This window comes from Persicitalea sp., assembly GCF_041751555.1.
Classification (GTDB): Bacteria; Bacteroidota; Bacteroidia; order Cytophagales; family Spirosomataceae; genus Persicitalea.
In genome coordinates, this window is the sequence record NZ_JBGSXF010000510.1 from 1 (window position 1) to 12,072 (window position 12,072).

Genomic DNA, 12,072 nt, shown 5'->3' on the forward strand with positions numbered 1-12,072 from the left:
GTCGTCGCCCTTCAAATAAAAATCGTTGATGGCAAAGGTCTTACCGAATTTGGCCGTATTTGGCGTTTTGGATAGTGCGAGCATCGCCGAGTTATTGTGCGCCATGTAGTGTCGTCCAATTAAACCGGAGCCATTGGCCAATCCGTTCGGGTGCTTCTCACTCTTCGATTTTAACAATAACACGGCAGAATTTATGGCACCGCAGGCCACGATAACGGTACCTGAACTAAATGCTTTTTTTGCACCATCAATTTCGGTGACCACCTCAGTAATCTTGGTACCCTCGCTATTCATCCGCAGTTCGGTTACCAGGGCATGAGTCAGTAGCGTAACATTATCATGTTTCACCGCTTTTTTGATTCCCATGACGTGCGAGTCACCTTTCGATCCCGTTGGATCCGGAAACCCATCAAAACGATCGAGGATAACCGGAGACACGCCTTCTTCGGCTCCTAAATCTACCCCGATGGGCAAGGGGAAAGGCTTTATTCCGGTGGTTTTGATGTCATCGAATAATTTTTGAATGCTGGGCTCGTGCTTAAGGGGCGGTAAAGGGTACGGTTCAGATTCCGGAGGTTCGGTGGGGTCACTCCCGCGTACGCCATGCACATGGTACATTTTCTCGGCTTCCAGATAATACGGCTGCAAATCTCGATAGGATATGGGCCATGCCGGGGAAACCCCTCCCTCATGTCGAGTTTCGCCGAAATCTTCCTCCCGCATGCGAAATAGTGCGGCACCATAAAATTTAGTGTTCCCACCGACGCAGTAATGAATCTGGGGTTTGAATTCTTCTCCATCTTTGTCTATCCAGGGTTCATTGGCCGTATACCGGCCTTTTACGAAGACTTCTTCCGTGTCCCAATTTTCCTTTTCGCGGGGAATGTAATCACCCCGCTCGAGGATCAATATTTTCTTTCCCGTAGGTGCCAGTTTTGCCGCCAGCGTTCCGCCACCCGCACCGGTGCCGATAATTATTACGTCGTAGTGTTCCATATTTTTGTTCCTAGTCGTTATATTTTATTAATGGTGTATATACTTGGTAGTAAGCGCTACCAGGATCGCTCATCCCGCGAACCTCAACTAACCTCCTTCAAAGACTCCAGCATGGTCGGGATGAGCTCCGATACGGTGGGATGCACCTGCACGGAATCACGGATCACTGTATACGCGGCATCGGCGTACATGACATTCAGGATACTGCCGATGATCTCATCGCCACCTACCCCCAGCACGCAGGCTCCCACTATTTTTTTCGTGTCGGCGTCGATGAGCGCACTCATAAATCCGTTCGTTTCTCCTTTTTCTTTTGCCCGCGAAATACGGCTCATCTCTCGTTTGGCTTCGAGTAAGTTAATACCTTTCGAAAGTGCCTCCTTTCGGGTTATGCCGGCCCTACCGAGCGGAGGGTCGGTGAATAGACCGTAGGTGAGGATACGATCGCTTACTTTTCTGTCTTTGCCAGCAAACATATTTTCGGCCACTATTTCGTAGTCGTTATAAGCCGTGTGGGTAAAGGCGCCTTTGCCATTGCAGTCGCCCAGGGCGAAAATACCGGGTACGTTGGTTTGCAGGTAGTCGTCCACCTCGATGTAGCCGTGATCATCGACAAGCACCCCCGTTTTATCCAAATTCAACTGGTTGGTGTTAGGCTTTCTGCCCACGGCCAACAGCAAATGGGTGCCGCTTACTTTTGGCGGCCCGCCCAGTTTGCAGTCCACTTGAATGGAAATGCCTCCATCCGCTTCTTTCTCCCCGGAAATACACGTAGCCTGTAGCCTGAATTCAATTCCTTCATCCTTGAAGAATTGCAGGATAGTGTCGCTTACTTCCTGATCCTCGCGCTTGATCAGGGTATCGCCTTTTTCTACTATCGTAACCCGACTGCCAAAGCGCTTGAACATCTGCCCAAATTCCAATCCGATGTAGCTGCCGCCCACAATGATCAGGTGTTCGGGTACTTCCTCCAGTTCCAGAATTGACTCGTTGGTCAGATAAGATACCCCTTCAAATCCTTCCGGGACAAAAGGCCGTCCGCCCACGTTGATGAAAATTTGCTCGGCGGTCATTTCTGCCTCGCCGACCGCCAGTTGCTTAGGCCCGATGAAGGTAGCTTCTCCTTTGAAATAGGTGATGTTTTCATTCTTCTCTAATCCTCCCGCAATGCCATCGACCGACTTTTTGATCAGACTGTCTTTGCGGGCTTTTATTTGTTTCATATCGGCGTAGGCACCTTTAGGAATCATTACTCCTAATGCTTCCCCGTTGGTTGCGTCCCACATTCTGCGGGCACTGGCCACGTAGGTTTTGGTGGGCGTACAGCCCACGTTCAGGCAGGTGCCGCCCAAGTGCTGCTTTTCAATGAAGGCGACCTTCTTGCCTTGGGCAGCCATTTTGAAAACCAGCGGGGTACCCGCCTGGCCGGAACCAATGATAATAGCGTCAAATTCTTGCATAGGTTAGGATAATTATGGTAAAAACCCGGCGCTGAGACCGGGCTTTTGCGCTTTTATAGAAAGATGGATTGAGCAATCGTAAGTTGTTAACGATCTAGCGGTACTCCGGATTTTCGAAATCCCACCGTGTTCCATCGTCCCACGCTTTCCGGGAATTACCGTACGCTGGATACCCGCCCTGCTCTTTCAGCATTTTGGCCAGGTGCATCAGGTTATACGTCATAAAAGTGGTATTACGGTTGGTGAACTCCGAGTCATACCCTACCGGGGGAGCTATTTTTTCTCCTTTCCATTCCGTATCTCCGTAGCTGGGTCCTGGGCCTACCGTGCCGATCCAGCCACAATCTGCCTGGGGTGGAATGCTATAACCGATGTGCTGCATCGCGTAGAGGAGCCCCATGGCGCAATGTTTGATGCCATCCTCGTTGCCCGTGATGACGCAGCCACCCACCTTTCCGTAATACACGTACTGCCCTTTCTCATTCTGCTTGGAACTCATGGCGTAAAGCCGCTCCACCAGCTGCGTGGCGACCGACGAGCGCTCGCCCAGCCAAATCGGGCTGCCGATTACCAAAATATCGGCAGCCTTTACTTTTTTATAGACCTCCGGCCAGTCGTCACTCTTAATACTTTCATCTTCCTTCGTCATGTCGGGCTGTACGCCGGGGGCGATGTCGTAGTCCACCAGACGAATGAGTTCCGTTTTTACGCCTTCGGCCTCCATGATACGGCGCGATACCTCCATGAGCCCGGCGGTGTGGCTTTCGGCAGGAGATTTTTTAAGGGTACAGTTGACGTATACTGCTTTCAGGTCGGAAAAATCGGGTGTATTCATTTTGTAAATTGGTTAGTGGGTTTGACTGGACAATAAGGTGTACAGAAGGTGAAAAAAGTTGACAGCGTTGCGCCATCATGTTGTGCGGGCATTGATCAAAGGGCTAATCAGCGAAATGAGCTGTTCACAAGTCTGAGCAGAATCAATTTCCTCGCTAGTGAGCACTTGGGTCAGTTCGTTGTTGTCTACGCCAAAAACGGCTGGAAAGCCACAGGTTGATGCAAGGTCATAGTGTAGTAGGAATTCATCCCGATGCAGAAAGCGGCATTCCTGCGGCAGGGAGAACAAAAACTTTTTCCAAGATTGTTTCAGGCTGAACGTATCGAATGTAATGGCGCATAAGCCACACGGATACGATTGGGGAAGGAGTAGTTTATGGAAAAAATGAACTGCGCCGTCCCCCAGGCCCGTATCTGCATTATACACAAAAATCAGAGTTTTCATAGATAATGGTTTGTAAATAGGCCGACCAGCCAAGATGGGTACCTTGCGAAATTCATCATCGTGTTAGGTACTGGGAAAGGGGCACTATTCCATTCCCCAATCAACTGAGTGCATGTTTCGGTGCGTTGGGTTCAGCACCCTTGTAGCCGCCAGGCCACCGACAATCGTTTTTCCAAGTGTGTTCATCATCTTAGTTAGTTTGTTTTCCTGCAAAGCTCACCAATGACCCGCCCGATTATTGTCGTCCAGCGGACATAAGTCGAGGTTTCTGAAAAAAACTTACTGCTAAGAGCTAGACGGGGCGGTAATCAAACAATAAAAATCTGCTGGCTAAGCTGACTTTGAGCAAAACGATAAGATGGGAAGCAGGTCAACACGGGCATTATGTTGACGATTAGGCAGCAGCGATTTGTTATAATCGGTCGTAATCGATAACCAATATACGATGGCGGTCATAGGCAATAATGCCCGCCTTTTCCAACTCACTAAATACGCTGGTAACGCTTTGGCGGGCAGTTGCCGTGAGCTTTGCAATCTCTTCGTGGGTCAGGTGCAGTTTGACTTCCTTTTGCCCGGTAAGCAGCATCTGACCATGTTCGTCCGCCAGTTCTTTGATAAATGCCCGGATTCGTTCAGGAGCCGATTTGAAAACCAAACTGGTCAATCTACTTTGCACTTTTCGGAGCCGTAGCCCAATGAGCTTTGTAATTTGCCGATTGAATACCGCATTTTTAACCAGAATATTTTCCAATTGGTCGATGCTAATGGAACATATCAGGGTATCCTCCACAACCTCGGCGATTTCGCCTCGGGTACTTTCACCCAGGATGGCCAACTCACCGAATAACTCACCGGGCGAAAGGAGGGAAAGGATCATCTCCTTTCCCTCCGATGAATAAAATGAGATTTTTACCTTACCCTCTTTGACAAAATAGAGTTTACGATCCTCATCATCAGGAAAGTAAATAATGCTGTTTTTAGGGATTTTTCTCATCGCGCTAGCCCCGGCCAATGCCTGCTTTTCGTTGGGGGAGAGCGCTTTCAAAATATTGAAATTCTCGAAATACCAGACTTTAGTGCGTGCTTGAGACATAACCCAAAGGTATATTTTTTTGGGAAATGTACTTTGAACAATACAATCTACCTAAATATTTTAAAATGTCTTTTCAAAGAAGGGCATTGTATTTCCTGCCAGCGAGAAGCATGGTCTTAACCCGACTAATCACGCTGACCGTAAAAAGACCATTTCTTATCGCAAACCCATGAAGGGAGAAACGTCCCGGCGTCCCGGTATTTCACTGGGCAGCAAGTTAGGTCTGTGAGGGGACCTCATACTCATACTATGCATGATTCAGTGATATTTGTCTAAAATTTAACCAAACATTCTGAATCCGTAGTAAAAAGCCTGGATCAGTCTGGATAAAAAGCGTTTCTGAAGTCCACTGCTGCGCCAATGAGGGACGCATGCACAAAGGCCTGGGGCAGGTTTCCCAGCCACTCCCCCGTCAGCGGATCCCCCTCCTCGGGCATAATCCCTACATCATTCATGAAGCGCAGTGCCGCCTCCATGATCTGCTCGGACTTTTCCCGATTATGGCGCATCACCCAGTATTGGGCGACCCAGAAAGTTCCCGCCAGGAAAGCCCCTTCCAGTTGTGAATCAAATTCCACCAGGTGACGACGGTAGAGGTTGTCCTGGCCATACTCCTCTTCAAGCCTTTCGAGGGTTTTGACCATGGTTGGCGTATCGGCACCGGTGTATCCCCAGATTGGGAAAAGCACCGAGCTCACATCGACGGCCTCGCTACCGGCATAAGCAGCATAGGCACCATCGGAGGTCTTGCAGTTTTCCTCAACATACTGACCGATTCGCACCGAGGCATCCTGCCACCGCTTCCTTTCTACCGTATCCTGTGAGAATTCTGCGATGTATTCAAGGCTGATGGCAGCCACCACCTTGCTGGAGGTATAGTGGTGCTTCTGTTTCTCTTCCCATATGCCGTGGTCCTTTTCGTGCCAGTGCTCAACCAAAAATTCGGCCAGTTCCTGCATAGTCTCCCAATGTTCACGGGTATCATAAAGGTTGTAGATCACCTTGGCGGCAATCAGTACATTGCTGTTGGCATCCAGTTGCAGCTGGTCGCTCGCCCCGTTTCCATACTGCACCGGGGCACTGTCCCTGTAACCCCGGAACGCCAGCGGTTGCTGGGTACCGGCTGGCTGCATGTCCAGGGTCAGCATGGGCACGACCGGTTTGGGAATACGGTGCATCGACGAGCACATGAAGCTTAGGAAGCGGCGCTCTTCCTCCCCATCGCTGCCAGCCCTGGCCAGGGCGCTGACAATCATGGCGGCGTCCCGGAGCCAGACATAGCGGTAGTCGTAGTTGCGCTCCCCGCCGACCACCTCCGGCAGCGAGGTGGTTGCCGCGGCTATGATGCCCCCGTTCTCAGCCCGTGTCAGCAAACGCAGCTGCCGCAGTGACTTGCTGACCTGGTCTTCATACGGCCCCTTATAATTAACGCGACCGGCCACAACACGCCAATTCCGCAGGGTGAGCTCCCTGGCCAGGTGAAGTGCTTCTTCTGGATTCTCCAGAGCTGTTTCAGCCAGCATAAACCAGGCTTTTTCCCCGACGGGTACCCGGCAGCGGACAGAATCCGACTCAACAGCTAAAGGGTGTGACGCGTACAGGCGAAAATCAAATTCAACGGCCACATGCCTTTCCCCCTTCTGGGCCAGCTGGGGCGTTTGCCTGGCATAGTTAGGGCGATGATTGAAATGCATTTCGTAAGGGACTGGTGAAGGAGAAAGCTGGCGGCACAGGCCATAAAAACGGGCATTGAGGGGCATCCAGTCTTCCAGAAGCAAGTTGTCTTTCTCGCCCTTTAGATGGGTTTGCAGAAGGGCACTGCCTTCCAGGTAGTTTCTACTTTCAAAAGAGAGTCCAGCTGCCTTAAACACCCATGAGCCGCCTTGTTCAGGATCCAGTAGGTGCGCAAAGAAGGAGGGGTTGTCAAAGCGCCGGGGACAGTACCACACGATATCTCCCCTTTTGTCGAGCAAGGCGCAGGTACGGCGGTCGCCGATGAGGGCCAGATCGCTTAAGGGTATAAAAGGTTCTACTTTCTGGTGCATGATCCGGGCTTGTCAAACGCTAGGACTTTGCAAATCTGCAAAGTCGATGAATATCAAATAGGTAATGAATATAAAGTAAGCACATTATGCCCATTACTTTCTTTATATAAGTCGTACAGTGGCTTGACTTTCAAAAAGTTGACGATGGCTCCTGTAACGCAGTACACACACATTTTCTTCTGTACTGAGCGGAGCTGCTATTGTCTTCCCGGATTGAATCGATCAGTGAATGTTCTTGAGTCATAATTGTTTAAAGTTTGAATAACGGAAATAATTGTGGAATTAGCACATTTGAGGTGTACAGGTAGGAGAACAATGACCACCGCACTGCAGAAATTCCTAAAAATTCAGGCCAGTCCGGGCTTATTTTTTCTTTTTAGCCCAATGCCTGGCTGGTACGCTGATGAATGTCCGCCACACGACGTTCTAGGGCAATTACCATGCGGGTCTATCAGGCCAGGCCAGGTTTGTTCACCGATTTCTTAGTTTTATAACTTATGAATTCTACTGTGCATGCTGTATAAGCGAAAGCACTATCTTTGTCCATTTACTAAAAGAACCCTTTAAAGTAGGAAATCAGCGCCCAAACCAAAAAATACAACAAAACCGACGAGAAGTACCCCAACATCCATAAGGTGACCGACGGGCATTGGAACGATTGAGTCGAAGAAAAGCCAATACTTATCCGTATCATTCAATCATGAAAACCATTGCTACCCTGATTTTCAGCCTGTTTATTTTCCTTACCGTGCAGGCTCAGGAAAAGAAGCCCAATATCATTGTTATCCTCACCGACGATCAGGGGTGGGCCGATGTGGGCTTCAACGGAGCGACGGACATTCCCACGCCAAATCTGGATCGACTGGCTGCCAACGGGATGATTTTTTCCAACGGCTATGTCTCGCATCCCTATTGCAGCCCTTCCAGGGCGGGCCTGCTTACCGGACGCTATCAGGCCCGGTTCGGACACGATTGCAATATGCCTTACGGAGATGATAATGACGCGACCGTGGGCACACCACTTTCGGAAAAAATGATTTCAGAAGCCCTCAAAGAGCAAGGGTACCGTACGAGCGCCATTGGGAAATGGCACTTGGGGGATCATGCCAGCCTTCACCCTACCCAACAGGGGTTCGACCATTGGTTTGGCTTCGTAGGCGGCAGCATGAATCACTGGGGGAAGCGGAATGGCCCGCTGCAGACAATCGTTCGGAATGGAGTCCCGGTTCCTGAAAACGAACTGCATTATCTGACCGATGACTTCACCGACGAAGCGATTCGCGTCATCAATCAAAATGACGACAAACCCTTTTTCATTTACCTGGCCTATAATGCCCCACATGCCCCCGACCAGGCCCCCGAGAATTACCTGAAACAGACTGAGCACATCGAATACGGTGGACGAAGCATTTACGGGGCCATGGTTAACGCGGTAGATGCGGGGGTCGGAAGAATTGACTCAACCCTAGCGGCCAACGGTATGAAAGAGAATACCATACTTGTCTACCTGAGCGACAACGGCGGAAGGGGCCAATATGCCGACAACAGACCCAACAGGGGTTATAAAGGAATGCTGTTCAAAGGCGGGGTCAAAGTGCCCTTTTTCATCTCCTGGCCGAAAGGCCTTCCGGAGGGCCGGCGGTACGATAGGGTGGTGAGCTCACTGGATATCTTCCCTACGGCTCTGGAAGCTGCAGGTGCCAACCCGTCAAAGGAAAAGCAATTGGATGGCGTAAGCCTGATTCCTTACCTAACTGGAAAAAAGAACTCCAACCCTCATGATGAACTGTTCTGGCGGGCTGTGGGGGGCTTTGAATATGCGTCGCGAGTCGGGAATCATAAGCTGTACAAACGAGCAAACGAGGAAAATTTGTTGCTCTTTGACTTGAAGAGCGATCCTTTCGAGCGAAAAGACATCGCTGGTGATCACCCTGAACTCGTGAAAAAACTAGATAAGGCATATCGGGAATGGGATGCCAAGAACATACCACACGGCTGGGAAGACCCCCACCAGGAAAATGTGATCAAAGAACGGCAAGTCTGGAAGGCCCAAAGGGAAAAGGCAATGCGTCCGAATGGAAAATAGAGTCACATAAATTGAAATATTATTACGTTCCACTATTTACTAAAATGAAACGATACTGCCTCGCCCTCGACCTTAAAGACGACCCCGTCCTGATCGAAAAGTACAAGTGGCACCACGCGCCCGAAAACCAGTGGCCCGAAATCAACCAAAGCAGAATTCCCATCCCCGTCATTGAATTTTGTGGAATCCGCGGTCAATTATGTCATTGCCAAACGGTTTTCTAAAAAGCAATCCATGCAGTGGACTAGGAAAGGTGCACACTTACTGCTACGAGTCAGGACTGAGGTATTTGAATAGTGAGTGGGAGGATGTTTTTCGAAAGATCAATCCCGATTTCATGCCGATCAAATCAGTAAACGATCCTAATACCGTCCAGGAATCGGCATGAATCTCCCGCAACTGCGGACCGTCACACTTTTTGATGCTCTCCCATGTGGACATGCTTAAACCGACCACTGGCCAACATGACCTGTATTTCGTATTCAAAAATCCGACAGGGACAAGGGAGAGATGTTTTTCCTCGACTGAATGCATTTCAATAGGAACTGAAAAACCAGGTACTTCGGGGGGTACGCCTTTCCCACGAAGTGCCTGGTTTTGCTAAATTTGATGGCTTTGTCCCTGAGCTATCCGGGCCAGATCTGCTACCTTGTCGGCAATAAAATTGGGGTATTCCTCCTGCAGAAAATGCTTGCTGTCCAGTTGGTAGACCCGCGCCGTAGGCGCTGCCTCCAGAAAATGGTTGCCGTGGGTTTCAAAATCCAGGAAATTATCATTTTTACCCCAAATCAGCTGAATCGGGTAGGGTACATCGTGCACCGCTGAGTAGCAAAGTTGACTAAACTCCGGGGTCTGTTCAAAGTTGCGCATGATTTTTAAAAATGCATCGCCGCCGTCATCGCGCTTGAGCAGGTCTATGTGCGCATCCAGTTCTTCCTCAGGCACTGACTCGACATTTTGCAGTCCCGAATATTTCAGGAGTAGTTTCCAGGTGGTGTGATTCAGGGTGGCCAACTCTGCCTCGCCGAGTACCGGTAGTTCGAAAGGGCGCATAGGCAGGGGCTTGGTGAAGTTTTCGATATCCAGCATCGAGTTGAGCACCGTTAGCGATTTTACTTTTGACTGATTTTGTGCCGCGAGGGCCAACCCGACCGGCGCACCCACATCATGGATGACCAGATGAAACCGGTCGATGCCCAGATGATCCAACAGACGCTGGCAGACCCCGGCAAAATTGCTGAACAGATACTCATAGTTTTTGGGCCGGTCAGAAAATCCTAACCCCGGAAGGTCCAAAGCAACACCCCGCAGGCCGTGGTGAGCAATTCCTTTCACTATTTTGCGATACAAGAAGGAGGAGGTAGGTACTCCGTGGATGCAGAACACCACTTCGCCGGCTCCTTCATCCAGGTAAAAAACCTTTATTCCGTCCAGCTGTGCGTATTTTCCGGACGCTTCATGCTGATGAATCACTCGATCTACTTTTTCTTCTTTTGTCATAATTCGTTGTGGTTGGTGTACTGATAGGGGTAGCTGCGCGTGACTTTCTGATACGCTTACAATTTTGGTTCCCGCGAGAATATGGGGAATTCGGCCGGGTCATAGTAGGGCCGACACGGTTTGCCCTTATAATGATGCCGGCAAAAGCCCCAAATCAAGCGCAAAAGTCCAGGGCTACAAAGGAAATGCCTCCTGCTAACCAGCAAAACCAGTTTCAGGAGGCATTTCAAGCTCTCATACAAGTCCTTACTTATCTTTTCTGTCCCCGCAGGAAAGCAATGCTGACGGGTATCTGAGTAGAAATGCTCGGGCTCTCATCCTCAATGTAGTAGTACTTGATGCTGGTTTTGTCCGCCGCTTTCAGAATTTCGGCTAGGTTGAGTTGTCCCGTACCCAGGGCCACGTCGTTCTGCACCGGAGTGCCTCCCGATAAATTGCCTTCTACGCCTTTGCGCAGATCTTTTACGTGCATCAGTTTGAAGCGGTCGGGGTACCTTTTCAGGATGTCGGCCGGGTTTTGCCCGGGGAAGAACGTCCAGAGAATATCCATTTCAAAGCTGACGTACTTCGGGTCGGTTTTCTGGACGATGTAGTCGAATAATGTTTTTTCACTGCCTCCTTTTACCTCCGAAGCTACCTCGGCGGGTACGGGCTGAAATTCGTAGCCGTGGTTGTGATAGCAGAACGTGAGGCCGTAGTCGTCTTTCAGGGTTTTGCCAAATTTGTTGAAATCGTCCACGGTCTTTTTAGCCATATCCAGCGTAAAATCGCCCGTGTGGGGCACCCACGCCACCCGCACAAACTCCGCGCCCAGGGTTTTGGCATTGGAACCTACCTCCGCAATTTTGTTTTCCAGATCGGGGTACCCAACCCCAAACGAAGTACACTTCATGCCGCGTTCATCAAGCAGCGCCCGGATCTCCTGGGCTGTCCGCTTAAACAGGTTCGAGAATTCAATATTAGTGATACCCAGCGCCTTGATCGTATCCAGGGTAGTACCCACGTCTTTCGAAAAGCTATTGCGGTAGGTGTAGGACACCATGCCGAGTTTGTCTGAATCGGTGGTGGGGAACAGAGATTTGCCTTTCTGGGCGAAGGTACCTGTGATACCCAACGCCAGCACAAGGGTCAGGATGAATAGGTCTTTCATGCAGTAGTCGGAATAGTAACTTCGAATGGTTGCTGGTACATCAGTAAAAAGCAAAGGTACCCCCATTTCTCCTGAAAGCTTAGGTCTGACCTAATGCCGGGGGAAAACGGGGGTACCCTTATCCATTTTCCGCAAAAGCGATAAAATGGGGGTAGAAATGACTCATCCAACAAGCTCCCGTGCGGTTGCAAACCGGCGGGAGCTTGTTGGATGAGTCAGCGGGAGGCGATACCATGAAGGAGCCTGTCCCTGCATCCATACGCTTGCGATGCGCTGAGTTTTGGCCTACTTATTTTTAGTCACTTTCCAGATCACACCTGTACCGGGCTGATAGGCGTAGGGCGGTCTTCTTGACATATCGATTTTCACAACCCCATAGTCGACAATGTACATAGCCCCATCGGGACCGAAGCGCAAACCGAACGGCCGTTCGATTCCTTCCTCCTGGCTTCCCTGAATCGAG

Annotated in this window: 10 protein-coding genes; 2 read left to right on the top strand and 8 right to left on the bottom strand. The window is 50.1% G+C overall.

Annotated features, from left to right (window positions below):
- The 6 genes from ACEW8P_RS18085 to ACEW8P_RS18110 all read right to left on the bottom strand — a co-directional run.
- Positions 1-996, bottom strand: a 996-nt coding sequence (locus tag ACEW8P_RS18085; RefSeq protein WP_373514477.1) for a GMC family oxidoreductase N-terminal domain-containing protein, incomplete at its 3' end; no start/stop codon positions are given.
- A gap of 83 nt (positions 997-1,079) precedes the next feature.
- Complete coding sequence (locus ACEW8P_RS18090) at positions 1,080-2,456, bottom strand: FAD-containing oxidoreductase (protein ID WP_373514478.1); 1,377 nt, start codon at positions 2,454-2,456, stop codon at positions 1,080-1,082.
- Between the two features lie 94 nt (positions 2,457-2,550).
- On the bottom strand, positions 2,551-3,291 hold the full coding sequence (locus tag ACEW8P_RS18095; RefSeq protein ID WP_373514479.1) for a flavodoxin family protein: 741 nt from the start codon (positions 3,289-3,291) through the stop codon (positions 2,551-2,553).
- A gap of 75 nt (positions 3,292-3,366) precedes the next feature.
- Positions 3,367-3,735, bottom strand: a complete 369-nt coding sequence (locus ACEW8P_RS18100; protein WP_373514480.1) for a hypothetical protein — start codon at positions 3,733-3,735, stop codon at positions 3,367-3,369.
- A gap of 412 nt (positions 3,736-4,147) precedes the next feature.
- Positions 4,148-4,828 carry a Crp/Fnr family transcriptional regulator gene (locus tag ACEW8P_RS18105; RefSeq protein ID WP_373514481.1) on the bottom strand — a complete coding sequence of 227 codons (681 nt, stop codon included), beginning with the start codon at positions 4,826-4,828 and terminating at the stop codon, positions 4,148-4,150.
- 317 nt (positions 4,829-5,145) lie between these two features.
- Positions 5,146-6,873: a glycoside hydrolase family 15 protein gene (locus ACEW8P_RS18110; RefSeq protein ID WP_373514482.1), complete on the bottom strand. Its 1,728-nt coding sequence runs from the start codon at positions 6,871-6,873 to the stop codon at positions 5,146-5,148.
- Between the two features lie 700 nt (positions 6,874-7,573).
- On the opposite strand from ACEW8P_RS18110, the gene ACEW8P_RS18115 reads away from it, so the two are divergent.
- Both ACEW8P_RS18115 and ACEW8P_RS18120 read left to right on the top strand, forming a co-directional pair.
- Positions 7,574-8,959, top strand: a complete 1,386-nt coding sequence (locus ACEW8P_RS18115) for a sulfatase-like hydrolase/transferase (RefSeq protein WP_373514483.1) — start codon at positions 7,574-7,576, stop codon at positions 8,957-8,959.
- Between the two features lie 44 nt (positions 8,960-9,003).
- Complete coding sequence (locus ACEW8P_RS18120) at positions 9,004-9,183, top strand: hypothetical protein (RefSeq protein WP_373514486.1); 180 nt, start codon at positions 9,004-9,006, stop codon at positions 9,181-9,183.
- Positions 9,184-9,559: 376 nt separating this feature from the next.
- On the opposite strand, the gene ACEW8P_RS18125 is transcribed toward ACEW8P_RS18120, so the two are convergent.
- Positions 9,560-10,459: an alpha/beta fold hydrolase gene (locus tag ACEW8P_RS18125; RefSeq protein WP_373514484.1), complete on the bottom strand. Its 900-nt coding sequence runs from the start codon at positions 10,457-10,459 to the stop codon at positions 9,560-9,562.
- Positions 10,460-10,709: 250 nt separating this feature from the next.
- On the bottom strand, positions 10,710-11,609 hold the full coding sequence (locus ACEW8P_RS18130) for a sugar phosphate isomerase/epimerase family protein (protein WP_373514485.1): 900 nt from the start codon (positions 11,607-11,609) through the stop codon (positions 10,710-10,712).
- Between the last annotated feature and the right edge of the window lie 463 nt (positions 11,610-12,072).